The following is a 23,697-nucleotide window of genomic DNA, read 5'->3' as shown; positions in this document are numbered from 1 at the left end:
GTATCCGTCCTCGCCGCGTAGGCTGTGCGCCTACGCGGCGGCGGCGCGTGCGGCCGCGTGGCCCGAGCGCGTCCCTGGAGATTTTCGAGCGAGGAATCCATGATCACCACCCCCGGTCAGGTCAACGGCCCCGTCGGCCGTACCTGGGACCGCATCGGCCGCGGCTGGGACCGATTCGCCGCCCCGACCGAGCGCTACCGCCGCCCGTTCCGCCGCTGGCGCCGAGGCCGGCCGTTCATCGCCGGAATCTGCGTCCTGCTGGCGGCCGTGGAGATACCCCTGGTGACGCAGTCCGCCGTGGGCAAGCTGCTCTCGATGGGCATTCCGGGTGTCTCCACGCTCTTCATCTCGGTGTTCCTGGCCATCTTCGCCGTGACGATCTGGTTCTTCCCGGCCTACCGCGTCTTCTCCGGCATCGCCGCCATCATGGTCGCGCTGCTCTCGCTGGTGGCCACGAACCTCGGCGGCTTCCTGCTCGGCTTCCTGCTGGCCATGTTCGGCGGCTCCTTCGCCGTGGCCTGGGCGCCGCGCACCGACTACACCGCGGACACCCGCAGGCAGCGGCGCAGGGCGAGGCGGGCCGGGCTCGGCGACGCCGCGGCGAGTGAGACCTCTGGCACGGTGGCGCTGAGCGTGGCGCAGGCCGACGTCGAGGCCGAGAGCGCCGCGGAGCACCTCGAGCCCGAGCCGGCCGGCCCGGCGACGGAGAACACGAACCAGAGCACTGAGACCGCGGCCGAGGACGAGAAGTCCGAGACCGCGGCCGTGTCCACGGCCGAGCAGGAACCGGTCGAGGACCCCGAGTACGCCGACAACACCCGGATCATCGAGCACTACGCCCGCCCGGACGAGGCCGCCGAGGCCGCGCCCGAGCCCGCACCCGAGGAGGAGTGAGCATGGCTTCCACCGTGCGCTCGCGCCGTCGGGCCACGGCGATCGCGGTGCCAGGCACCGTCGCCGTGCTACTGGCGGGAGCCTACGTGGCCACACCGGCGCTGGCCGCGTCCACCAGCACGAGCAGCACCACCCTGCCGTTCCCCAGCGTCTGCCCGACCGGGCAGAGCGCCTCGAGCGGCACCGGCGTCACGGGCACCACCGCGGCGTCGAGCCCGTCCGCCGCAACCACCTCCGCGAGTTCCTCGCCCGCGGCCGCCACGAGCAGCAAGGCGCCGTCCGCGTCGGCGACTCCGGCCGCCACGACCCCCACGGCCGACCCGGACGCGTCGGCCGCCTCGGCCGCGGCGAACGTGCCGGTCACCACGAGCACGAGCGCCGCGGCGAGCACGTCCCCGACCGGCACCTCGTCCTCCGCCTCGGGTTCCGGATTCTGGGGCTGGCTCAACGGCGTGTGGACCTGGATCTTCAGCGACGCGCCGCAGTCCGCCACGACCACGGTGGTCCAGGACGCGGTGGCACCGCTGCACACCGGGCGCGCGGTGGCCGCCGCGGACGGCATCGGCGAGGCGCAGGCGGACGCCACCGCCACGTCGGACTGCATCCCGGCGGCCGAGGCCTCATCGCTGGCCGCGGCGGCCGCCGCGAGCCCGTCCGAGGGCGTGACCGCGGCCACCATCCCGTGGGTGATGAAGACCTCTGAGATGACGATGTGGAACCTCGCCTACAACGGCGTGAAGTCGGTGCAGGTGTGGGATGCGAGCTCGAAGAAGTACGTGGACGAGGACGTGCTGGACTTCACCGCCAGCGAACTCGACATCCAGTCGATGGTGACCTACTCGATCCAGAACGGCCAGACCGTCTACAACAACGCGGGCTCGGGCACCACGACGAAGCTGACCGACCCGCACCTGATGGTGCTGAGCCTGACCGCGGACCTCTACGGCCTGATCGGGCAGACCTACACCCCGGACAACCCGCCGCCGCTGCCGGTCGGCCTCACGGTGCCGCTGATCCCGGTCATCTTCACGAACGTGACCTCGGTCAACGCGTACCTGGGCACCGACGGCATCACGGTGCCCGGCTTCAACGGCTTCGCCTCCGCCGGCGTCGCCTCCCCGCAGTAACAGCACGCTGAGACGAAAGGGCGCCCGCGGGTCCGGCCTGGCCGGAACCGCGGGCGCCTTCGTCGTGCCGCCCGGACGGGTCAGTCCAGGCCGAGGTCCCGGCGCAGCTTGGCCACGTGGCCGGTGGCGCGCACGTTGTACTGGGCCAGCTCGATCTTGCCCTCGGCGTCCACCACGAAGGTGGAGCGGATCACGCCGGTGACGGTCTTGCCGTACATGGTCTTCTCGCCGAACGCGCCGTACGCCTTGAGCACCTCCTTGTCCGGGTCGGACAGCAGCGGGAAGGTCAGGCCGTCGCGCTCGCGGAACTTCGCGAGCTTCGCCGGCTTGTCGGGCGAGAGGCCGAGCACGGCGTAGCCGGCGGCGGCCAGGGACTGCAGGCTGTCGCGGAAGTCGCAGGCCTGCTTGGTGCAGCCGGGCGTCATCGCGGCCGGGTACACGTACACGATCACCTTGCGCCCGGCGAAGTCGGCCAGCGAGACCGGCTTGCCGTCGGCGTCCGACAGGGTGAAGGCGGGGGCGGGCTCGCCGGGGGCGAGCCGGATCGGATCGGTCATACGGCCAATCTAACGGCGGCGGCCCACGCGCAGGCGCCGACCCGGCCGCCGACCCGACGACGCAGCCCGCCACGGGGCCGCCACGGGGCCCGTCCTCGATCGGCGCAATGAATGTTAGGACGATCACACCACGGGCAACGAGCCCGGCATGAGCACCAAGAAGCGCAGCTGGACCGAACCAGGACCCATCGACTACGAGACCCACACCGCCGCGGACACCCGCATGGGCACCGCCGCCTCGAACCCGGTGCTCTCGCTGGCGCCGCGGCCGGCCACGCCGGCGGGCCGGGGCGCGACGGCCGGCAACCGGTCGCACGGGTCCGAGCGCACGCCGGACCACCGCAGCCCGGCGCAGATAGAGGCCGACATCGAGCAGACCAGGGACCGGCTGGCGGTGACCCTGGACGAGCTGACCGACCGGCTGACCCCGCGGGCCCTGCTGCGGCAGACCAACGCCAAGGCGCGCGCGGCCTTCGTCGCGGCGAACGGCCGGGTGCGCGTCGAGCAGGCCGCGCTGCTGGCCGGGACCGCGGCCTCGGCGGTCTTCGCCGTCGTCGCGCTGCGCCTCTCGCGCCGCCGCTGAGCCCTCGTGCGGCCGGGTACCGGACACCGGGCGGGCAGGGCGAGCAGGTAGCGCCGGTGATGCGCTACCGTCGAGTCCGTGAGTCGCCCTAACCCCGACGAGAAGCTCCCCATCAAGATGCTGCACGACCGCGTGCTCGTGCGGTCCGACGACGCGGCCGGGGACCGCAAGTCCACCGGCGGCATCCTGATCCCGGCCACCGCGCAGGTGGGCCGGCGCCTGTCCTGGGCGCGCGTGGTCGCGGTGGGGCAGAACGTGCGGACGGTGGAGGTCGGCGACCGGGTGCTCTACGACCCCGAGGACCGGGCCGAGGTCGAGGTGCGCGCGACCGCGTACGTACTGCTGCGCGAGCGCGACATCCACGCGGTGGCCGCCGAGCGGCTGGGCGAGTCCGGTGAGGCCACCGGGCTCTACCTTTAGCCGGGCCGGAGCGGGGAGGCGACGGCGGTGAGCGAAGTCGGACAGGGCACGGGTCCGGACGCGGCGCAGGCGGCGGACGAGGACAAGGACGCGGCCGAGGTCGTCGCGGGCGGGGCGCAGCCGGCTGCGGCGAGCGCGCAGATCCCTCAGCAGGCCGCCGTGCAGAGCGCGCCGGCCGCTCGGGATCGGCCCGAGACCGCGCCCGAGCGCGACCGGCTGGTGAGCAGCTCCTACTTCACCTACTTCTTCGGCCTGGCCGCCGGGGCGCTGTCGGCGTACCTGGTGCTGCGGGTGGCCGCGCACGCGCAGTCGGTGCTGATACTCGTGCTGCTCTCGCTCTTCTTCGCGCTCTCGCTCAACCCGATAGTCACGGCCCTGACCCGGCAGCGGCGCCTGCCGATGAAGCGCTCGGCCGCCGTGCTGATCGTCGGGCTCGGCGTGATGGCCCTGGTGGCCGGGTTCCTCGCGGTGATCGTCTCGCCGGTGGACCGCGAGGTGACCGCGCTGCTCGACCAGATCCCGCGGCTGCTCAACGAGGCGCAGGACCAGTCCACCTGGCTCGGCCGGATGGAGGCGAAGTACCACGTCTTCACCAAGATCGAGTCCTCACTCAGTTCCAAGAGCCTGGACGCGAGCACGCTGACGAACGTGGTGGGCGCGGGCCGGTACGTGCTCAGCATGCTGACGTCCACGCTCGCGGTGGTGGCGCTCACGATCTACTTCCTGGCCGGGCTGCCGAACGTGGTCAACGCGGCCTTCCGCACCGTGCCGGCCTCCCGCCGCACCCGCGCCCGGGCGCTGGGCGACCAGATCCTCAACCAGGTCGGCCGGTACATGCTCGGCTCGGCCTTCAACGCCTCCATCGCCGGGTTCGCCACCTTCGTGTGGACCGCGATCTTCGGCATCCCCTACCCGGCGGCGCTCGGTCTCATGGTGGCGCTGCTGGACATGGTGCCGGTGATCGGTTCCACCGTCGGCGGCGCCATCGTCACGCTGGTGGCGCTCTCGCACTCGATGCCGGTGGCGATGGCCACGCTCGTGTTCTACATCGCCTTCCGGCTCACCGAGGACTATCTGCTGCTGCCCAAGGTGATGCGGCACGCGGTGGACGTGCCGCCGATCGTCACGGTCGTGGCGGTGCTCATCGGCGGCGCGCTGATGGGCATCATCGGGGCTCTGATCGCGATTCCGACCGCGGCCGCGCTGAAGCTGATCGCGCAGGAGGTCCTGTTGCCGCGGCTGAACCGGCGCTGAGCGCCGAGGAGGGAACGGAGCGCTGAAAGATTCTCAGGACGCCGCGCTTTACTCGCCGTTGAACCGTGCTTTGTGGGACGCTGGTGACGCCGGAGTACGCCGCGTTGCCGCCGGATTCGAGAAATCCGTGGCTGATGATCCCTTATGAGTGACGTCGCCCGGGGCCCGCGCGGCGCGGCACCGGCGCGCGATATCCAAGCGAGACAATGAGCACGGGTACGGGGCCGCCGCCCGATCGTAGACTGGGGCGGTCGCTGCAATCTTCAGCCTACTGAGCTTGGCACACATGATGGATGAGACTCTTCGTGGTTAATACTGACCTGGTCGTCCTGGGCGCCGGTCCCGCCGGTCTCTCGGCCGCATGGCGCGCGGCCCGCCGCGGGCTCAACGTCGTCGTCCTCGATCGGGCCGAGGTGGTGGGCGGCATGGCCGCCTCGTTCGACATCGCCGGAGTCCGGGTGGACTACGGCAGCCACCGGCTGAACCCGGACATGCCCGGCTACGTGCTGGCGGATCTGCGGTTCCTGCTCGGTGCCGATCTGCAGACCAGGTACCGCGACGGCAAACTGCTGCTCGGCGACAAGTGGATCACCTACCCCTTCAAACCGCGGGAACTGGCCCGGGCGCTGCCCGCGGTGCCCATGGCCCGCGCGGCCTTCGAGGCCATCGGCACCGCCTGGCGCAAGCCGAAGCAGGAGGAGGCGGCCGACAGCTACGCCGACCTGATGCGGGCCGGCTTCGGCCCGACCCTCTACGACCAGGTCTACGCGCCGTACGCGCGCAAGCTGTGGGGCGTGGACGGCGACCACATCGACGCGGAGCAGGCGCGGCGCAAGGCGGGGGCGCCCACCACCCTCTCGGCGCTCGCCCGGGCCGTGCGCAACGCGCTGTCCAACGAGTCGCTGGCGTACTTCTATCCGCGCCGCGGCTTCGGCCAGCTGTGCGAGACGATGGCCGACGCGGCGGTGCAGGCGGGCGCGCGGCTGCGCCTGGGCAGCGCGGCCGAACGGATCGAGATCGGCCATAGCGACGTGTCGGTGAAGCTCGGGCGCTCCGAGTTCCACTCCGCCGCGGCCGAGCGGGCCGGCTGGAGCTCGGATCCGTACAGCGACGGGTCGTGGCTGCGCTCGCGGCACGTCTTCTCCACCCTCCCGCTGCCGCTGCTGGCCCGGATGACCAGTCCGGGCGCCCCGTACGAGGCGGTGGACGCGAGCGGGGACCTGAAGTTCCGGGCCATCGTGCTGGTGTACGTGGTGCACCGGGGCGGGCGCTGGACCAAGCACGATGTGCACTACATCCCGGGCGGGCGCACCCCGGTCAGCCGGATCTCGGAGCCGATGAACCACCGGATCAACCCGGAGGACCCGGACGACCGCGACGTGGTCTGCTTCGAAATGCCCTGCGACATAGGCGACGAGATCTGGAACGCCTCGGACGACGAGCTCATCGAGGTGGTGCGCGACTGCACCCGGGAGACCAGGCTGCCCGACCTGAACGTCGACTGGGTGCAGGTCAAGCGGGTGCGCAACGTCTACCCGATCTACCACCGCGGCTACAAGGACCAGCTCGCCGTGCTCGAGGAGTGGGTCGAGGAGCTGCCGCACGTAACCACCTTCGGCCGGCAGGGCCTGTTCACGCCGGACAACACCCACCACGCGATGCTGATGGGCTACGAGGCGGCGGACGCGCTCGGCAGCGGGGAGTTCAACCGGGACCGCTGGAACGCGGCCAGGGAGCGCTTCAGCCGGCACATCGTCGAGAGCTGATCCACTGCGGCCGGCGCGACGGCCGGGTGAATCCGTACTCTGAGCGTAGTCGCTCCGTCTCCGTCCGCCCGCGCCTGTTCACCGCCGGTAGAGCCCCTGTTCACCGTTCGGTCGCCGCGGTGTGACAGAAAGGGCGCCATGACGAGGTTCTACCAGCCTGACCGGATCGACTACGACATGGTCGTCTCCGCGGGCCAGGACGGGCGTCGCTTGTGGACCACGGCCGGGGTGGAAGTGGTCGACCCGGCCACGGTGCGCAACGAGAACGGCGGCCCGCTGGACGCCGACGGATTCCGGGCGTACGCCGCCGCGGTCGCCTCGCGGCTGCGGGACTTCGCGGAGCGGCTGACCGGCGCGGAGGCCGGCACGACGGCAATGCGGTACCAGAGCTACCAGCAGGTGCGCGGCATCATCCGGGACGCCGAGGGCATGATGCTCGCGGAAGTGCGCTGCGACGGCTCGGTCACCGTGCTCGGCGAACTCGACCCGGCGCTGCGCCGGCAGTTCATCGGGATGCTCAACGGCTGGCTGCCGATGACGATCCGCGAGGTGGACCGCTACGCCTACGAGACCGCGGTGGCCTCGCTGGTCAAGGCCCGCCGCGTGGTCGACGCGATGCTGCGCGAGGTCATCGGCATCGCGGCCGGCGGCCCCGAGCCCGTGCCCTGGGACAAGGTGGCCGAGGCCGCGGGCACCACGCCCACGGCGCTCACCTCCTGGTTCACCACCCCCGACGAGTTGATCAACTCCTAGACGAGCTATTCCGATCTCTGGCGCGGCGAAACGTCTGATCGGCGGCGCCTGGCCGCACGCCGGAGCCAACCACGAACGACCAAGTGCGAGGTCGGCCCCGGCGCGCGCCCAGGCTTGCCGCTGAGCCGTTTCGCCGTGCATGGTGCCGTAGATGGGCAAACTCACCAACGTCGGGGCCGGGTGAGGCGCCAGAGATCGGAACAGCTCGTCTGGCCGGGCGAGACCGCGGTCCGCAACGTCGCGGCCCGGCTCGTACCCCTCAACCACCGACAGCCGGCCGACAGCCACATCAGGGCTCGGCTATACCTCGATCGCCCCGCCCACCGCACGCAGATGCGCGCGGAAGGTGTAGTCGGGATCCTGCGCGCGCCGCAGCAGGTACTGCGCGAACTCCGTCTGCTGCCGCAGCGTCTGCCCGGCCTTGATCCGCTCGGCCTGGGCCCGCTCGGTCGTGCGGATCTCCCGCGCCGCGGACAGGATCTGCGGCACGTGCTCGGACGGGACGAACAGCACGCCGTCGTCGTCGGCGAACACGCTCCAGGCCTCGGTCAGCCGGTGCGGGCCGACGTGCGCGCTGACCAGGGCCTCCGGCTCGCGCGGATCCACCCGCAGCGGGCCGAACGGGAAGGCGCCGTAGCTGAACACCGGCACGCCGATCGCGGCCAGTTCCGCGGTGTCGCGGTGCAGCCCCCACACCACCAGGCCGGCCACGCCGGCCGAGGCCGCCTCGAGCACGGTGAGGTCGCCGATACAGGCCTCGTCGACGCGGCCGCCGTTGTCGATCACCAGCACGTCGCCGGGACGGGCCGCCTCGAAGGCCTCGAGGAAGACGTCGACGCTGCCGTAGTGGCGCGCCGGCAGCACCCGCCCGGCCAGCCGCGTACCGGGCGTGACCGGCCGGATTCCGAGCGGAGCCACCCGTGCCTGGACGCTGCGGCGTACGCAGGCGTCCGCGATCAGCGGCGTGGAGAGGTCTTCGAACTCGTTCATCATGCCGCGAGCCTAACGCGGCCGCCCGGACCGGACGCGGGGGAATTGGGACGAACTTGTCGCAGCCCTGCCACCTTCCCGCAGACCGCCCGGCGCGGTCGACTGACTAAGCTTTGCCCATGTCATCGCTCTCCACCTCGCTGACCACGATCGAGCACTACGCCGAGGCGATGGTGCTCGGACTGATCCAGGGCGTCACCGAACTCTTCCCGGTCTCCAGCCTCGGTCACTCCGTGCTGATCCCCGCGTACATCGGCGGACAGTGGGCCAGCGACCTGAGCATGACCAACCCGAAATCGCCCTACCTGGCGCTGATCGTGGCGCTGCACGTGGCCACCGCGCTGGCCCTGCTGGTGTTCTTCCGGGACGACTGGGTGCGCATCGTGCGCGGCCTGGTCAGCTCGATCCGGCGCAAGCAGATCCGCACTCCGTACGAGAAGCTGGCCTGGCTGCTGGTGTTCAGCACCATCCCGGTGGGCATCGCCGGCGTCGTGCTGGACAAACTGCTGCGTACCGACTTGGGCAAGCCGGTGTACGCGGGCGCCTTCCTGATGCTCAACGGCCTGGTGCTCTACGCTGCGGAGAAGGGCGGCGCCAAGGGCAAGTCGCGCGGGGGGCGGCGCAAGGGCGTGGGCACCGGCGAGCCGACCGTGCGCGAGCTGGACAAGAACGGCCGCGAGCTGCCCCCGGACATCGCCGCCGACGTGCGGCTGTCCCGACTGAGCGTGAAGACCGGCATGGTCGTCGGCGCCGCCGAGATCGCCGGCCTGTTCCCGGGCCTGAGCCGCTCCGGCGCCACCATCGCGGCCGGCCTGTTCAAGGGCCTGAGCCGGGAGGACGCGGCCCGCTTCGCCTTCCTGCTGGCCACGCCGGTGATCCTGCTGGCCGGCCTCTACAAGGTGCCGACGCTGATGCAGCCGCAGTACAGCTCCTGGATCGGCCCGGCGCTGGCCGGCTCGGTGGTGGCGTTCATCGCCTCGTACTTCTCGGTGAAGTTCCTGGTGCGCTACTTCGAGAACAAGTCGCTGATCCCGTTCGCGATCTACTGCGGCGTGTTCGGCCTGATCTCCGTGGTGTACTTCGCCTGAGCCCGGCCTGCCGCGGCCCCGAGCCCGGCCTCCGCTCGGACCCGGCGGCATACGCGTGCCGGGCCCGAGCGGCGCGGGTCAGACCGACTCGGCCAGCCTGGCCACCGCGGTGAGCGGGATGCTGAGCCAGGTGGGTCGGTTGGCCGCCTCGTAGACCGCCTCGTAGACCGCCTTGTCGATGGCGTAGCCGCGCAGCAGCACGTCCTGCTCGCGCGGGTCCTGGCCGCTGACCGAGGCGTATCCGGCGCAGAAGGCGTCGAAGTTGTGCTCGGCCCAGTCCGCGGCCCGGTCCGGATCGCCGCCGAGATGATGGGCCGCGTAGTCGAACGAACGGGCCATTCCGGCGATGTCCTTGGTCGCCGGGGCCATGGCCCGGCGCTCCTCGAGCGTGCGGTTCGGCTCGCCCTCGAAGTCCAGCAGCACCCAGCCCTGGACCGTGCGCATGACCTGGCCCAGGTGGAAGTCACCGTGCACCCGCTGGGTGAGCACCGGCTCGTCGATCTTGGCCAGCTCCCCCAGCGCGGCCCGCAGCGCGGGCACGTACGGGTTGAGCGCGGGCACCCGCACGGCGGCACGGTGCAGGTGCCGGATCATGGCCTCGGCGACCTGCTCAAGCTCCTCCGGCTCCATCCGGCCGGTGGGCAGGGCGGTGGCCAGGTCGTGGTGCACCTTGGCGGTGGCGGCCCCGAGGCGCAGCGCCTCCGGGCCGAAGTCGCCGCCGGCGCTGCGCGGCTCGACCGTGTCCGGCTGGGCGTAGAGGTCGCGCACGCTGGCCTGGGCCAGCAGCCAGCCGTCGGTGGCCGTGGGCAGGAACTCGCTCACGGTGGCCACGGTGATCAGCTCGGGGGCGGCGTAGCCCCGGTTCGCCGGTCCGGTGTGACCCTCGTCACCCTCGCCGCCCGCCTCGGCCGCGCCGCCCTTCTCCTCGTCGGCCAGGTCGATCCAGCCGATCGGCTGCGGGATGTTCTGGCAGCCGGCGTCGGCCAGCGCCAGCGAGAGCTCCAGGTCGGGGTTGACCCCGGGGACCGCGCGGCGCAGGAACTTGGCGATGAACTTGTCCCCGTAGATCACGGAGGTGTTGGACTGTTCCCCGGTCAGCACCAGCGAGCGCAGGCCCTTGGTGATCTTCTGGCCGGGCAGCAGATGGAAGTGCAGCGGCCCGGCCACCTCCCCACCGGCCAGCCGGGTGAGCAGCCACCCGGCCAGCTCCGGGTCGTGCAGCGCGTCGTAGCAGCGCCGCTCCCGGCCCTCGGCGTCGTGCACCGGGCCGAGCTCGGCGTGTTCGAGGCCCTCGGGCAGCTGCTCGCGCAGGCCCAGGAAGAGCTGGTAGCGCTCGGGGTCGCGGCCCTGCGGCCGCACCTCCGCGATGACCAGGGTCAGCACCGGATCCCGGCCCCGCCCCGCCAACTCGATCCGCCGCAGCACCACCACCCCGTCCGCCCCGATCCGCGCCCCCTTGCCGCTGTACCAGCGCTGCCGGGGCAGCCACTCGGCCAGCAGCCGTGCCAGCTGCCCGTCCATCCGGGCGTCCGCCGACGCGGCGTGCGCGTGTTCGACCATCGAGGTCATGGTCTGCGACTCCCTTTCTGCCCAAGGGCCCGCTCGGGCTCACCGCGTCTTTGCGGCTCGCCGTTTCACTCCCCTATACCCGCTACGGTCGCTGCAACCTGAACCAGTAGAAGCCGTAGCCCGCGAGGGTGAGCAGGTAGGGAAGCTCCCCGATCTTCGGGAAGCGGACCCCGCCGAGCAGCTCAACGGGCTCGATCGCCTGGTATTCACGCAGGTCGAGCTCGGTAGGCTGAGGGAATCGGGAGAAGTTCATCACACAGAGCACCAGGTCGTCCGAACCCGGCTCCTCTCCCTTCAGCTCGCGCACGAACGCGAACACCGAGGGGTTGGTGGACCCGAGTTCAGTGTAAGTGCCCAGACCGAAAGCGGGGTTCTGGCGGCGCACCTCGATCATCCGCTTGGTCCAGTGCAGCGTGGAGGAGGAGTTGCGGGTGGCCGCCTCCACGTTCGTAGACTGATAGCCGAAGACCGGATCCATGATGACCGGCATGTTCAGCCTGCCCGGATCGCAGTGGGAGAACCCGGCGTTGCGGTCGGGGGTCCACTGCATCGGCGTGCGCACTCCGTCGCGGTCGCCGAGCCAGATGTTGTCGCCCATCCCGATCTCGTCGCCGTAGTAGAGCACGGGCGATCCGGGCAGCGAGAACAGCAAAGCATTGAACAGCTCAATCTGTCGGCGGTCGTTGTCGAGCAGCGGCGCGAGCCGGCGCCGGATGCCCACGTTCGCCTTCATCCGCGGATCCTTGGCGTACTCCGCGTACATGTAGTCGCGCTCCTCGTCGGTGACCATCTCCAGGGTCAGCTCGTCGTGGTTGCGCAGGAAGATGCCCCACTGGGCCTTGTGCGGGATCGCAGGGGTCTGGGCCAGGATCTCGGAGACCGGGTAGCGCGACTCGCGCCGCACGGCCATGAAGATGCGGGGCATGACCGGGAAGTGGAAGGCCATGTGGCACTCGTCGCCGCCGCCGACCGGGTCGCCGAAGTAGTCCACGACGTCGCTCGGCCACTGATTCGCCTCGGCCAGCAGCACCCGGTCCGGGTACTCGGAGTCGACCATGGCCCGCACCCGCTTGAGGAACGCGTGCGTCTCGGGCAGGTTCTCGCAGTTGGTCCCCTCGCGTTGGTAGAGGTAGGGCACGGCGTCGAGCCGGAACCCGTCGATGCCGAGGTCGAGCCAGAAGCGCAGCGCGGCCAGGATCTCCTCCTGGACGCGTGGATTCTCGTAGTTCAGGTCCGGCTGGTGGGAGAAGAAGCGGTGCCAGTAGTACTGCTTGCGGACGGGGTCGAAGCTCCAGTTCGAGGTCTCGGTGTCGACGAAGATGATGCGGGCGTCGGAGAACTGCTTGTCGTCATCGGCCCAGGTGTAGTAGTCGCCGTAAGGACCCTGCGGATCGTTGCGGGAGGACTGGAACCACGGGTGCTGGTCGCTGGTGTGGTTCATCACGAAGTCGATGATCACGCGGATACCGCGCAGGTGGGCCTGTTCGACGAACTCGACGAAGTCGCCGAGGTCGCCGAACTCGGGCAGCACGTCCGTGTAGTCGGCCACGTCGTACCCGCCGTCGCGCAGCGGGGACTTGAAGAACGGCGGCAGCCAGATGCAGTCGATGCCCAGCCACTGCAAGTAGTCAAGGCGTGAAGTCAGTCCCTTGAGGTCGCCGGTGCCGTCGCCGTTGGCGTCCTGGAAGGAGCGCACCAACACTTCGTAGAAGACGGCGCGCTTGAACCATTCCGGGTCGCGCTCGCTCTTGGGCAGGTCGAGCGGTGAGTCCGAGACGGGCTCGTTGACGATCACGGTCACTCCTAGGCGTCAGGAGGAGCACCACACGGTGCCAGGCGGATGAGCTCCCCGAGCCGGCCTACCGTTGCAGGGTCAGTAGGTGGGCGGGGTTCTCGTGAGGGTCGAGGCGGATGAAGTTTTCCCGGCCCCACTGGTACGTCCCACCGCCGAGCTCGTCGTGCACGACGAAGCGGTCCGACCAGCCGAGACCGAGTGCGGGCAGGTCGAGGTACACCATGGCCTCCCGCGTCTGATGCGGATCCAGGGTGACGACCGTGATGACCGTGTCGCCGTCGTGATGCCGCTTGGAGTAGCACAGCACAGCATCGCTGTCCGTGTGGTGGAAATGGAGATTACGCAACCCCCGCAGGGCGCCATGAGCACGCCTGAGGGTGTTTAGTCGGGTGAGCAACGGAGCCAACGACCGTCCCTCAGCCTCGGCGGACACCCAGTCGCGCGGGCGCAGCTGGTACTTCTCCGAGTCCGCGTACTCTTCGCTGCCGGGTGCGGCGGCGCCGTTCTCGCAGAGCTCGAATCCGGAGTATACGCCCCAGGTGGGGCCGAGCGTGGCGGCCAGGATGGCACGGATCTCGAAGGCCGGGCGGCCTCCGTGCTGGAGGTAGGCGTGCAGGATGTCGGGGGTGTTGACGAACAGGTTGGGACGCAGATAGGCGGCGGTCTCGGTCGACAGTTCGGTAAGGTACTCCGTCAGTTCGTCCTTGCCGTTACGCCAGGTGAAGTACGTGTAAGACTGGTGGAACCCGATCGCGCCGAGGGTGCGCATCATGGCCGGACGGGTGAAGGCCTCGGACAGGAAGAGCACGTCGGGGTCGGTGGCGTGGATCCGCTCGAGCAGCGGCTCCCAGAAGTTGAGCGGCTTGGTGTGCGGGTTGTCCACCCGGAAGATGCGCACGCCGTGGCCCATCCAGAACCGCAGGATCCGCTCGCACTCCTCGAGCAGGCCGGGCAGGTCGGCGTCGAAGAAGACCGGGTAGATGTCCTGGTACTTCTTCGGCGGGTTCTCGGCGTAGGCGATGGTCCCGTCGGCCCGGTGCTTGAACCACTCCGGGTGCTTGGAGACCCACGGGTGGTCCGGGGAGCACTGCAGCGCGAAGTCGATCGCCACCTCGAGCCCGAGCTTGGCCGCCCGGCCCACGAAGTAGTCGAAGTCCTTGAGCGTGCCGAGCTCCGGGTTGACCGCGTCGTGCCCGCCGGCCGGCGAGCCGATGCCCCAGGGCGAGCCCGGGTCGTACTCCCCGGCCACCAGGGAGTTGCCGTGGCCCTTGCGGAAGGTCGTGCCGATCGGGTGAATCGGCGGGAGGTAGACCACGTCGAAGCCCATCGCGGCCACCCCGGCGAGCCGCTCGGCCGCGGTGCGGAAGTTGCCGCTGCGCGGCGGGCGCTCCCCGGTCGGGTCCACCTGCGCGCCCTCGGACCGGGGGAAGAACTCGTACCAGGACCCGAACAGGGCCCGCTCCCGGTCCACCCGCAGCGGCATCGGCTCGCTGCGGGTGACCAGTTCGCGCACCGGGCGCACGGCCAGCGCCTCGTGCACCGCGGCGCCGTCGGCCAGCGCGAGCCTGGCCTCCGGGGTGGCCTGCTCGTCGCGCAGCGCCGCCGCGGTGGACTCGAGCAGCTCCTGCCCGGGGAACTCCACCTCGTGGTCGCGCACCAGCACCGGCTCCACCAGCGCGGCGCGCTCGAGCAGGTCGGCGCCCTCGGCGAAGACCGCCTCGATGTCCTGTCCGGCCGGGATCTTGGCCCGGGCGATGTGGTACCAGGTGGCCACCGGGTCGGCCCAGGCCTCCACGTGGAAGGTCCAGTCGCCGGGGCCGTCGGCGCTGACCCAGGCCTCGTAGCGGTCCGTGCCTGGGGCGACCTCCCGCATGGGATGCCACCCGTCGCCTATACCGTCGGGTCCGGTGAGCACGACGTTCGCGGCGACCGCGTCGTGCCCCTCTCGGAAGACGGTGGCGGCCACCGGGAACAGCTCCCCGGCCACGGCCTTCGCAGGCCTCGTTCCCCCCAGCACGGTGGGGCTGACGTCGAGCAGTGGGATTCGACCGATCACACACCACTTCTACCCGTTCTCCGCGCCGGGGACCACTCAGACGGCCGAACGGGGACGTATGCGCCGTGCGTGCGCCACCGCTGACCTGAGGCGCGACGCGCTGCGTACTTCCGCAATCCCTTACGCGGGGTCAGGTGCGCCGCTAGGCTCGGCTGACATGAAGGCGATCCGGCGCCTCACGGTGCGCACAGTCCTGCCCGAACCACTCAGCCCGCTCACCGAGCTGGCCATGAACCTGCGTTGGTCGTGGCACGAGCCGACGCGGGCGTTGTTCGAGGCCATCGATCCCGACCGTTGGGAAGAGGTTCATCACGACCCGGTCAGGCTGCTCGGCGCGGTGCACACGGAGCGCTTCGCGCAGCTGGCCGCGGACGAGCGCTTCACCGGCCGCGTCGCCCAGACGGCGGCCGACCTGCGCAACTACCTCACCCGGCCGATGTGGTATCAGAATCTCATCGACCCGCCGAAGGCGGTGGCGTACTTCTCCCCCGAGTACGGCATCACCGCGGTGCTTCCGCAGTACTCCGGCGGCCTGGGCATCCTGGCCGGCGACCATCTCAAGGCCGCGTCCGATCTCGGCGTTCCGATCATCGGAGTGGGCCTGCTCTACAAGCGGGGATACTTCCGCCAGTCCCTGTCCAGGGACGGCTGGCAGCTGGAGACCTATCCGCTGCTGGACCCGGACAACCTGCCGCTGACCAAGCTGCGCGGCGCCGACGGCGTGGCGGTGCGGATCACCATCGGCCTGCCCGAGCTGCGCGAACTGGTCGCGCAGGTGTGGCTGGCCCAGGTGGGCCGGGTGCCGCTGCTGCTGCTCGACACCGACATCGAGGAGAACGCGGACGGCGGCCGGGAGGTGACCGACCGGCTCTACGGCGGCTCGCCCGAGCACCGGCTGCACCAGGAGATGCTGCTGGGCATCGGGGGCATCCGGGCCGTACGCGCCTACTGCGCGCTGACCAGCACTCCCGAGCCCGAGGTCTACCACACCAACGAGGGCCACGCCGGCTTCCTCGGGGTGGAGCGGATCAGGGAGCTGACCGAGGAGCGCGGCCTCGACTTCGACTCCGCGCTGGCCGCGGTGCGGGCCGGCACCCTGTTCACCACGCACACCCCGGTGCCGGCCGGCATCGACCGGTTCGCCCGGGATCTGGTGGCCGAGCACTTCGGCGGGAACAACACCTCCCCCGGCGTGCCGGTGGAGCGGATCCTGGACCTCGGCGCCGAGACGTACCCGGGCGGGGACCCGGGCTCGTTCAACATGGCGGTGATGGGCCTGCGGCTGGCGCAGCGCGCGAACGGCGTGTCGCTGCTGCACGGCGAGGTCTCCCGGGAGATGTTCGGCGGCCTGTGGCCGGGCTTCGACGCGCCGGAGGTGCCGATCACCTCGATCACCAACGGCGTGCACGCGATGACCTGGGTGCACCCGCTGGTGGTGGAACTGATCGAGCGTGAGCTGGGCCCGGACGCGATGCGGGCGCCGTTCGAGTCGGTCGGGCGGATCTCGGACAAGACGATCTGGGAGATCCGCTGCCGGCTGCGCGCCGAGCTGGTGCGCGAGGCGCGCCGCCGGGTCTACGAGTCCTGGCTGGCCCGCGGCGCCTCGGCGGCGGAGCTCGGCTGGATCTCCTCGCTGCTCGACCCGCAGGCGCTGACCATCGGCTTCGCCCGGCGGGTGCCGTCGTACAAGCGGCTGACCCTGATGCTGCGCGACCGCGAGCGGCTGACCAGGCTGCTGACGAACGAGGAGCGCCCGGTCCAGCTGGTGATCGCGGGCAAGGCCCACCCGGCCGACGACGGCGGCAAGCGCCTGGTGCAGGAGCTGATCAGGTTCGCCGACGAGATCCGGGTACGCCACCGGATCGCGTTCCTGCCGAACTACGACATGGCGATGGCCCAGTCCCTGCTGCCGGGCTGTGACGTGTGGCTCAACAACCCGCTGCGTCCGCTGGAGGCCTGCGGCACCTCGGGCATGAAGTCGGCGCTCAACGGCGGGCTGAACCTGTCCATCAAGGACGGGTGGTGGGACGAGTGGTTCGACGGCGAGAACGGCTGGGCCATCCCGACCGCGGACGGCGTGGACGACCCGGACCGGCGCGACGAGCTCGAGGCCGCGGCGCTCTACGACCTGATCGAGCACTCGGTGGCCGGGCGCTTCTACGACCGGGACTCGGCCGGGCTGCCCACCCGCTGGATCGAGATGGTGCGCCACACCCTGACCAGCCTCGGCCCGAAGGTGCTGGCCGGGCGGATGGTGCAGGACTACGTGGAGCGGCTCTACGAGCCGGCCGCGCACTCGAGCCGGGCCGCCGTCGCGGAAGGCTACGCCGGGGCGCGTGAGCTGGCCGTCTGGTCCACCCGGGTGCGCAAGCTCTGGCCGCAGGTGGCGATCGAGCACGTGGACGCCACCGCGGAGCCGAACGGCGGCGAGGGCGCCGCGGCGGCCCGGCTGGGCGGCGGCCTGCGCATCAGGGCCCTGGTGGAGATCGGCGAGCTGGCTCCGGACGAGGTGCACGTGCAGGCCGTGTTCGGCCGGGTGGACGAGGACGACCAGCTGCGCTCGGCCTCCATCGCCGCGCTGGTGCACGTGGGCGTGGACGACCTCGGCCGCAACCGGTATGAAGGGGTGATAAGCCTCGAGCAGTCCGGGCCCTTCGGCTACACGGTCCGGGCCGTGCCGTACCACCGCCTGCTCTCCTCGCCCGCGGAGATGGGTCTGGCCACGCTGCCGCACTCGAGCTGACGGGTCGACAGATATGCCGCGAGCCCCCAGGACGCCCCCAGCGGGCGCCCTGGGGGCTCGCGGCAGCTCGATCCGGCCCTGAGAGGGCCGATATCTCAGTTTGCGTGCGTCTCAGGGCTCGTGCGGGGCCTCAGCGCTCATACGGGCCTCAGTGCCCGCACAGGGCCTCAGTGCTCGTGCGGGATGCCGAGGGTGAACCAGACCGTCTTGCCCTGCGGCCGCCCGCGCACGCCCCAGTCCGCGGCGAGCTCGTCCACCAGGTGCAGGCCGCGCCCGCCCTCGTCGTCGAACGCGGTCACCGCGCGCAGCCGCGGCACGGTCGGGTTGCCGTCGCTGACCTCGATCAGCACCGAGATCGAGTCCCGGGTCATCCGCAGCCCGAACGGGGCGACGCCGTAGCGCAGCGCGTTGGTGACCAGCTCGCTCACCAGCAGCTCGATCACGTCGCTCAGGCCCGCCAGGCCCCAGGTCAGCAGCCGTTCCCTGATCAGGTCCCTGGCCTGGGCGACGGCGGTGGGCCGGGCCGTGAGGGTCCAGGCCGCCGCGTCCGCCTCGGGCAGCCGGCCCAGCTTGGCCAGCAGCAGCGTCGCGTCCCCGGAGTGCTCCTCCTGGCCCAGCAGCACGTCGCTGATCTGGCCGCAGGTGAGGTCGAGCACGTCGTCGGTGACCTCTCCGGCCTTGTCGAGCTGGCGGCCGAGCTCGCTGATGGCCGCCTCGGTGTCGCGCCGGGCCGTGCGCACGATCAGGCCTTCGGTGTAGAGCGCGAGCAGCGAGCCGGGTGCCACGGTGTACGACCGCTCCTCGTACTCGACGCCGCCGAGGCCGAGCGGGGCGCCGGTGGGCAGGGTCAGCCGGTAGGCGGGGTCGTACGGGGTGCGCAGCATCGGCGGCAGGTGTCCGGCGTTGGCGAACACCACGGTCCCGTCGGCCAGGTCGCACGTGACGTAGACGCAGGTGGTGACGTACTGCTCGCCCAGCGACTCGGCCAGCACGTCGAGCCGGTGCAGCACCTGGGCCGGGCTCAGGTCGAGCTGGGTGAGCACCCGCACCGCGCTGCGGAACTGGTCCGCGATGGTGGGCGCGGGCAGGCCGGAGCCCAGCACGGAGCCGAGGACGAGCACGACCCGGTTGCCCGGCAGCCGCCCGGTGTCGAACCAGTCACCGCCGCTTTCCCCACCCACCAGCCCCGGATGGCGGCGGTACGCGAGGCGTACACCGGCCACCTCGGGTACCGAGGAGGTGTTGGGCATGGGGTCGGATCCTGGGGTCGGCGAAACGGCGTGAACACCGGTCTCATCCCCCGGGACAAGCCGCTTAATGGGGCAAATAGCGTGAGTTAGGCCACCTGGGGCGTCCGGTCAGCCTCGTGGGTCAATTTCACCCGTTCGGCCTGATCAGCGCGCTGTCCGCGGCCGACTCCGGGTCCTGTCGGTCCACGCCCTCGAGCGCGTCCAGGATCACGTAGTCGCCCTCCAGCCAGTCCAGCTCGCGCACCTCCGGACTGCCCGGCACCAGCCAGCGCAGCTCGTCGTGGCTCTCGATCGGCGCCGGCTCGCCCGCCACCAGCACCGCCCGGTAGGTGCGCACCTCGAACGTGCCGCCGGGGACCAGGTAGACCGGCCCGACCTGCGGGCCGACCGCGATCTCCACGCCGAGCTCCTCCCGGCACTCCCGGCGCAGCGCGGCCGGGTCGTCCTCCCCCGGCTCGGTCTTGCCGCCCGGAAACTCCCAGCGCCCGGCCAGGGCCGGCGGCGCGGTCCGGCGCGCGGCCAGGAACCTCCCGTCCCGTTCGATCACGGCCGCGACCACCGCCCGCTGCTCCGGCCGGTCCCGCTCGTGCGCCGCACTCGTTCGCGTCATGGGCTCCATGGTGCCAGGCTCGGCGCGCAAACCGGTTACAGCTCGCGAGTGGGGGCACGCGGCCGTGCACGCGATACTGGAAAACATGGCCAGCATGCACGATTACGACGCCGAACTCGCCGACCTCATCTTCGGGTATATGCGTGAACGGCTTCAGCTGAATCCCGTCCCGCTCGACCACCCGGGGCGCAAGGACAAGCTGGACTCCGTGCTCGCGGGCCTGATCGGGCCCGAGGGCCACGACCCGCGCCGGGTGCTGTCGATCTACGACGACCACCTGTCCCAGGCCGTGATCTCCTGCGACAGCCCGCGCTTCTTGTCGTTCATCCCGGCCGCGCCGACCAAGGCCGCGCTGTTGTTCGACATGGTCGTCTCCTGCGCCTCGCTGCAGGGTATCTCCTGGCTCGAGGCCTCGGGCGCGATCGCCGCGGAGAACCAGGTGCTGCGGCTGCTCGCGGACATGGCCGGGATGGGCCCGCAGGCCGGCGGCTGCTTCGTCACCGGCGGCTCGGCCGGCAACCTCTCCGCGCTGGTGGTGGCCAGGGACGTGGCCCGGCGCCGGCTGGGCCTCGGCGCCTACGACCCGGTGCGCATCGCGGTGAGCGACCAGGCCCACTCCTCCATCGGCAACACGCTGCGGATCATCGGGGTGGAGCCGCTGGTGGTGCGCAGCGAGGACCACCGGCTGACCGGCTCCGGCCTGCGCGCCGCGCTCGCCGCCCTGGACGCCGAGGAGAGCCGGATCCCGGTGATCGGCGTCGTGGCCACCGCGGGCACGACCAACGCCGGCATCATCGACGACCTGGCCGGGGTCGCCGAGGTGGCCAGGGAGCGCGAGCTGTGGTTCCACGTGGACGGCGCGTACGGCGGCGCGGGCCTCTTCGCCCCGAGCGTGCGCGCCCGCTACGACGGGATCGAGCACGCCGACTCCTTCGTGGTGGACCCGCACAAGTGGCTCTTCGCCCCGTTCGACTGCGCCGCCCTGGTGTACAAGAACCCGAAGCTGGCCAAGGCGGTGCACACCCAGGACGCGTCCTACCTGGACGTGATCCACATGGACACCCCGGACGAGTGGAACCCGACCGACTACGCCTACCACCTGACCCGGCGCGCCCGCGGCCTCCCGCTGTGGTTCTCCCTGGCGGTGCACGGCACGCAGGCGTACACCGAGGCGGTGGAGACGGCGCTCACCCTGGCCCGGGAGACCGCGGCGCTGATCGCCAAGCGCCCGGAGCTCGAGCTGATCCGCGAGCCGGAGCTCTCCTCGGTCCTGTTCCGCCGCAAGGGCTGGAACGCCGAGGACTACCAGGCCTGGTCCGAGCGGCTGCTGGCCGGCCAGATCGCGTTCGTCACCCCGACCGGCTGGGAGGGCGAGACCGTGGCCAGGTTCGCCTTCCTGCACCCGCACACCACGACCGGGATCGTCGAGGAGATCCTGGAGACGATGGTCTGAGCGGTCTGAGCCCCTGACCCGGGCCCAGACCCGCGGGCTCGGACAACGGGCTCAGGCCAACCTCTCTACGTTCGGCCTCAGCGCTGCGCGATCCGGGCCGCCGCCGTCATGCGGCTGGCCAGCTCCGCGTCGATCGCGGCCCACTCCGCGTCCGTGACCCTGAGCGTCCCGGGCAGCTGCGGCCGCTCCCGCAGCAGCGCGAGCCGCAGATGGCCGGCCGGATGCGTGCGGTCGGTACGGGTGTTGTGTACCCGGTCCACGATCAGCCGCCGCTGGATCTCGGTGTCCGGCATCGACTCCACGTAGCCGCGGAAGTCGGCCCAGAGCGTGCTCGGGTCGGGCTTGGCCTTGGACTTGGCCAGTCGGCGGGCACCGAGGAACGCGGTGCACGAAGGGCCGAGGGTGAGCTTGGTGCACAGGCCGAGCGAGGCGTCCGTCCCGGCCAGGCGCGCGCCGAGTTCGTCGGCGAGGTACTCGGCCCGCTGGCCGCACAGCAGCGCGAGCCGCTCGAGCGCGCTCTGACAGCCCACCGCTACGGCGAAGAACGGCAGGAAGACCACCGCCATCACGATCGGCGTGAGCAGCGCCGCGAGCCCCGCGCTCCCGAACCGGCTGCGGGTGTACATCATCCGCCGGGTGGTCCTGCGCTCGCCGCTGTCCTGCCTCGGGTGCAGCAGCCGCGTCCACTCGGTGAGCGAGCCGTGCGCGGAGAGCGCCAGCAACGAGCGGGTGGAGTCGCCGTTGACCTGGTGCCCGAGTTCGTGGCCGAGCAGGGCGACGCGCTCCGGCCCGGTCAGCACGGTCCACAGCGGCGCGCCGATCCGCAGGTACGAACGCTGAGCCAGTCCCGCGCGGCCGGTGCTCGCGTTGAACTGCGGGCCGACCGCGACCCGGTCGGGCGTCCGGCAGCCGAGCTGCGCGGCGCAGCGGTCGAGCAGGGCGTAGAGGTGCGGCGCGTCCTCGCGGCCGAACCCGTAGTCGGCCTTGAGCCTGCGGGGAACGCGCGGGCGCACGGCGAGGAAGGTCACGCAGGCGAACACGATCGTGGCCCAGGCGAGCCCGGCCGGACCGCCCGAGACGAGCCAGAACACCGGCGCCGCCACGACGAGCACCCCGACCAGGTGCACGATCAGGGAGAACACCTTGACCCACACACCCAGCGCGCTGGACGGGCGCAGGTTCTTCGCCGTTTGCAGTGTCGCGAACAGCTCGACGGACCGCTGGGCCTCACGCGCGAGCCGCCGCTGCTGACGGCCGGTGCGCTCCGGGGGGTAGGGATCGGCGCCGTCTGCGCACCGCAGGCACCACCGGATGAATCGCGCATCCATTTGTGACGTGACGCCGCACTGCGGACATACGTATTCTGCCAACTCCAAGACGTCCGTCATCGCGGATCCCCCTCCAGGTCAAGCCCGTTCCCACCCTCTGCAGCCGTAAAGGAATAACACGTCCGCCCACGTCAGGACAAGATCCTGACACAAGTGCGGCCGGATCGATACGGCCGAGACTTGCATTGCCCGCCCCGTGCTCGATTCAATGTGCTTCGTTCATTCTTTCGTCAAGCTTGTCGGCCGGGTCGGCGAATCGGGCATCTCGTGCGCGGCGGCATCGGGTTGGGGACGCCATGGAGTCATTGACCGCTCAGGATCCCGGCCGGATCGGGCCCTTCCGGCTCGTCGCGCGCCTCGGCCGCGGCGGGATGGGCCGGGTCTATCTGGGCCGGGACGAGTCCACCGGCCGGCACGCCGCGGTCAAGACCATCCACGGGGAGCTGGCCGCCGACCCGGAGTTCCGCACCCGCTTCACCCAGGAGGTCAACGCGGCGCTGCGGGTCGCGGACGAGTACATCGCCGAGGTGCTCGCGGCCGACCCGGCCGCGCCGGTGCCCTGGCTGGCCACCGCGTACGTGCCCGGGATCTCGGTGGAGGACGCGGTGCGCCGGTACGGCCCGATGCCCGCGGATTCGGTGCGGGTCCTCGGTTTCTGCGTCGCGCGCGCCGTGGCCGCCATCCACGCGGTCGGCCTGGTGCACCGGGACCTGAAGCCCGGCAACGTGCTGCTGACCGCGCAGGGCCCCAAGGTCATCGACTTCGGCATCGCCCGCGGCGTCGGCGACGAGGGGCTGACCAAGACCGGCATGGTCGCGGGTTCGCCCCCTTATATGGCCCCGGAGCAGCTGACCACCGGCGACTTCGGCACCGCCTCCGACGTGTTCTCGCTCGGCGCGATCCTGCACTACGCCGCGACCGCGGCCGGCCCCTACGGCCGCGGCAGCGCCCAGGAACTCTACGCCCGCGCCCTGGCCATCGGCCCGGTGCTCGCCCCCGAACTGCCCGACACGGTGGCCGGCCCGGTCTCCCAGGCCCTGGCCCGCGAACCCGGGCTGCGCCCCTCCGCGGCACAGCTCGCCGCCGCGCTCGAGCACGAGCCGGGCGAGCGGCCGGCGCCGGGCTGGCTGCCGGGCAACGTCATCCAGGAGATCCTGACCCAGGCCACCGAGGCGCTCAACACCGCGTCGGCCGCGTACAACACCTCGGTCACCACCCCGCAGGCGACTCCGGCCCCGGTGCCCGCGCCGACGGCGACGCCCGTGCCCGGCCCGCAGCGTCAGCCGCAGCCGCAGCCGTTCGCGCAGTCCCAGCCGCAGCTTGCCACCGGAGTCTCGCAGGGCCCTGTGCCCGGCTTCGCCCCGCCCTATCCGCAGTCCGGGCCGCCCTCGCACCCGTCGAACCCGAGCAACCCCTACGGGCCGGCGAAGCAGATGTTCCAGCCCTCATACCCCGGCACCC

20 protein-coding genes are annotated in these 23,697 nt (G+C 71.3%); 11 read left to right on the top strand and 9 right to left on the bottom strand.

What is annotated here, in order from left to right; genetic code table 11:
• Positions 1 to 99: 99 nt before the first annotated feature.
• Positions 100 to 894, top strand: coding sequence for a DUF6114 domain-containing protein (locus KDL01_RS14575; RefSeq protein WP_212529015.1), 795 nt, complete (start codon positions 100 to 102; stop codon positions 892 to 894).
• Between the two features lie 82 nt (positions 895 to 976).
• On the opposite strand, the gene KDL01_RS14570 is transcribed toward KDL01_RS14575, so the two are convergent.
• Positions 977 to 1,342 (bottom strand): hypothetical protein, encoded by a 366-nt coding sequence (locus KDL01_RS14570; RefSeq protein ID WP_212529014.1) that lies wholly within the window; start codon positions 1,340 to 1,342, stop codon positions 977 to 979.
• A 4-nt stretch (positions 1,343 to 1,346) separates the two neighbouring features.
• On the opposite strand from KDL01_RS14570, the gene KDL01_RS14565 reads away from it, so the two are divergent.
• Positions 1,347 to 2,021, top strand: a complete 675-nt coding sequence (locus KDL01_RS14565; protein ID WP_212529013.1) for a hypothetical protein — start codon at positions 1,347 to 1,349, stop codon at positions 2,019 to 2,021.
• An 80-nt stretch (positions 2,022 to 2,101) separates the two neighbouring features.
• Here KDL01_RS14565 and bcp read toward each other — a convergent pair whose 3' ends face one another.
• Complete coding sequence (bcp, locus tag KDL01_RS14560) at positions 2,102 to 2,578, bottom strand: thioredoxin-dependent thiol peroxidase (protein ID WP_212529012.1); 477 nt, start codon at positions 2,576 to 2,578, stop codon at positions 2,102 to 2,104.
• Between the two features lie 148 nt (positions 2,579 to 2,726).
• Here bcp and KDL01_RS14555 point away from each other — a divergent pair, with 148 nt between their 5' ends.
• From KDL01_RS14555 to KDL01_RS14535, 5 genes are all read left to right on the top strand, one after another.
• A complete protein-coding gene (locus KDL01_RS14555) occupies positions 2,727 to 3,161 on the top strand; it encodes a DUF3618 domain-containing protein (protein ID WP_212529011.1) in 435 nt (144 codons plus the stop codon).
• A gap of 117 nt (positions 3,162 to 3,278) precedes the next feature.
• A complete protein-coding gene (locus KDL01_RS14550; RefSeq protein WP_212529024.1) occupies positions 3,279 to 3,581 on the top strand; it encodes a GroES family chaperonin in 303 nt (100 codons plus the stop codon).
• 27 nt (positions 3,582 to 3,608) lie between these two features.
• A complete protein-coding gene (locus tag KDL01_RS14545) occupies positions 3,609 to 4,835 on the top strand; it encodes an AI-2E family transporter (protein ID WP_212529010.1) in 1,227 nt (408 codons plus the stop codon).
• Between the two features lie 305 nt (positions 4,836 to 5,140).
• Entirely contained in the window at positions 5,141 to 6,601 is a 1,461-nt protein-coding gene (locus KDL01_RS14540; RefSeq protein ID WP_307846330.1) for a protoporphyrinogen/coproporphyrinogen oxidase, read from the top strand.
• Positions 6,602 to 6,739: 138 nt separating this feature from the next.
• Positions 6,740 to 7,354 (top strand): hypothetical protein, encoded by a 615-nt coding sequence (locus KDL01_RS14535; protein ID WP_212529008.1) that lies wholly within the window; start codon positions 6,740 to 6,742, stop codon positions 7,352 to 7,354.
• Positions 7,355 to 7,654: 300 nt separating this feature from the next.
• On the opposite strand, the gene KDL01_RS14530 is transcribed toward KDL01_RS14535, so the two are convergent.
• A complete protein-coding gene (locus KDL01_RS14530; protein ID WP_212529007.1) occupies positions 7,655 to 8,347 on the bottom strand; it encodes an RraA family protein in 693 nt (230 codons plus the stop codon).
• A gap of 137 nt (positions 8,348 to 8,484) precedes the next feature.
• Between KDL01_RS14530 and KDL01_RS14525 the strand changes: the two genes are divergently transcribed.
• Positions 8,485 to 9,432 carry an undecaprenyl-diphosphate phosphatase gene (locus KDL01_RS14525; protein ID WP_438801962.1) on the top strand — a complete coding sequence of 316 codons (948 nt, stop codon included), beginning with the start codon at positions 8,485 to 8,487 and terminating at the stop codon, positions 9,430 to 9,432.
• Between the two features lie 78 nt (positions 9,433 to 9,510).
• Here KDL01_RS14525 and KDL01_RS14520 read toward each other — a convergent pair whose 3' ends face one another.
• The 3 genes from KDL01_RS14520 to KDL01_RS14510 all read right to left on the bottom strand — a co-directional run bounded on the left by KDL01_RS14520 (position 9,511) and on the right by KDL01_RS14510 (position 14,852).
• Entirely contained in the window at positions 9,511 to 11,001 is a 1,491-nt protein-coding gene (locus tag KDL01_RS14520; RefSeq protein ID WP_212529005.1) for a maltokinase N-terminal cap-like domain-containing protein, read from the bottom strand.
• Between the two features lie 82 nt (positions 11,002 to 11,083).
• Positions 11,084 to 12,796, bottom strand: a complete 1,713-nt coding sequence (treS, locus tag KDL01_RS14515; RefSeq protein WP_212529004.1) for a maltose alpha-D-glucosyltransferase — start codon at positions 12,794 to 12,796, stop codon at positions 11,084 to 11,086.
• A 64-nt stretch (positions 12,797 to 12,860) separates the two neighbouring features.
• A complete protein-coding gene (locus KDL01_RS14510; RefSeq protein ID WP_212529003.1) occupies positions 12,861 to 14,852 on the bottom strand; it encodes an alpha-1,4-glucan--maltose-1-phosphate maltosyltransferase in 1,992 nt (663 codons plus the stop codon).
• Between the two features lie 157 nt (positions 14,853 to 15,009).
• On the opposite strand from KDL01_RS14510, the gene glgP reads away from it, so the two are divergent.
• Entirely contained in the window at positions 15,010 to 17,595 is a 2,586-nt protein-coding gene (gene glgP / locus KDL01_RS14505) for an alpha-glucan family phosphorylase (protein WP_212529002.1), read from the top strand.
• A 167-nt stretch (positions 17,596 to 17,762) separates the two neighbouring features.
• On the opposite strand, the gene KDL01_RS14500 is transcribed toward glgP, so the two are convergent.
• Positions 17,763 to 18,845 (bottom strand): ATP-binding SpoIIE family protein phosphatase, encoded by a 1,083-nt coding sequence (locus tag KDL01_RS14500; protein WP_212529001.1) that lies wholly within the window; start codon positions 18,843 to 18,845, stop codon positions 17,763 to 17,765.
• 127 nt (positions 18,846 to 18,972) lie between these two features.
• Positions 18,973 to 19,455: a (deoxy)nucleoside triphosphate pyrophosphohydrolase gene (locus KDL01_RS14495; RefSeq protein WP_212529000.1), complete on the bottom strand. Its 483-nt coding sequence runs from the start codon at positions 19,453 to 19,455 to the stop codon at positions 18,973 to 18,975.
• Between the two features lie 94 nt (positions 19,456 to 19,549).
• On the opposite strand from KDL01_RS14495, the gene KDL01_RS14490 reads away from it, so the two are divergent.
• Positions 19,550 to 20,908 carry a pyridoxal phosphate-dependent decarboxylase family protein gene (locus tag KDL01_RS14490; RefSeq protein WP_368861571.1) on the top strand — a complete coding sequence of 453 codons (1,359 nt, stop codon included), beginning with the start codon at positions 19,550 to 19,552 and terminating at the stop codon, positions 20,906 to 20,908.
• Positions 20,909 to 20,985: 77 nt separating this feature from the next.
• Here KDL01_RS14490 and KDL01_RS14485 read toward each other — a convergent pair whose 3' ends face one another.
• Entirely contained in the window at positions 20,986 to 22,236 is a 1,251-nt protein-coding gene (locus tag KDL01_RS14485; RefSeq protein WP_212528998.1) for a M48 family metalloprotease, read from the bottom strand.
• A gap of 296 nt (positions 22,237 to 22,532) precedes the next feature.
• Between KDL01_RS14485 and KDL01_RS14480 the strand changes: the two genes are divergently transcribed.
• Positions 22,533 to 23,697: serine/threonine-protein kinase (locus KDL01_RS14480; protein ID WP_212528997.1), on the top strand; the 1,165-nt coding region annotated here is incomplete at its 3' end.

Source organism: Actinospica durhamensis, assembly GCF_018139695.1.
GTDB lineage: Bacteria > Actinomycetota > Actinomycetes > Streptomycetales > Catenulisporaceae > Actinospica > Actinospica durhamensis.
The sequence above is the reverse complement of the archived record's forward strand: the minus strand, read 5'-3'. Positions and strand labels throughout refer to the sequence as shown.

Bases quoted from the DNA above. Each gene is read 5' to 3' on its own strand.
- KDL01_RS14575 (WP_212529015.1), top strand. From the start codon at position 100: ATGATCACCACCCCCGGTCAGGTCAACGGCCCCGTCGGCCGTACCTGG.
- bcp (WP_212529012.1), bottom strand. From the start codon at position 2,578: ATGACCGATCCGATCCGGCTCGCCCCCGGCGAGCCCGCCCCCGCCTTC.
- KDL01_RS14555 (WP_212529011.1), top strand. From the start codon at position 2,727: ATGAGCACCAAGAAGCGCAGCTGGACCGAACCAGGACCCATCGACTAC.
- KDL01_RS14550 (WP_212529024.1), top strand. From the start codon at position 3,279: ATGCTGCACGACCGCGTGCTCGTGCGGTCCGACGACGCGGCCGGGGAC.
- KDL01_RS14535 (WP_212529008.1), top strand. From the start codon at position 6,740: ATGACGAGGTTCTACCAGCCTGACCGGATCGACTACGACATGGTCGTC.
- KDL01_RS14530 (WP_212529007.1), bottom strand. From the start codon at position 8,347: ATGATGAACGAGTTCGAAGACCTCTCCACGCCGCTGATCGCGGACGCC.
- KDL01_RS14520 (WP_212529005.1), bottom strand. From the start codon at position 11,001: ATGACCTCGATGGTCGAACACGCGCACGCCGCGTCGGCGGACGCCCGG.
- glgP (WP_212529002.1), top strand. From the start codon at position 15,010: ATGAAGGCGATCCGGCGCCTCACGGTGCGCACAGTCCTGCCCGAACCA.
- KDL01_RS14500 (WP_212529001.1), bottom strand. From the start codon at position 18,845: ATGCCCAACACCTCCTCGGTACCCGAGGTGGCCGGTGTACGCCTCGCG.
- KDL01_RS14495 (WP_212529000.1), bottom strand. From the start codon at position 19,455: ATGACGCGAACGAGTGCGGCGCACGAGCGGGACCGGCCGGAGCAGCGG.
- KDL01_RS14490 (WP_368861571.1), top strand. From the start codon at position 19,550: ATGCACGATTACGACGCCGAACTCGCCGACCTCATCTTCGGGTATATG.
- KDL01_RS14485 (WP_212528998.1), bottom strand. From the start codon at position 22,236: ATGGATGCGCGATTCATCCGGTGGTGCCTGCGGTGCGCAGACGGCGCC.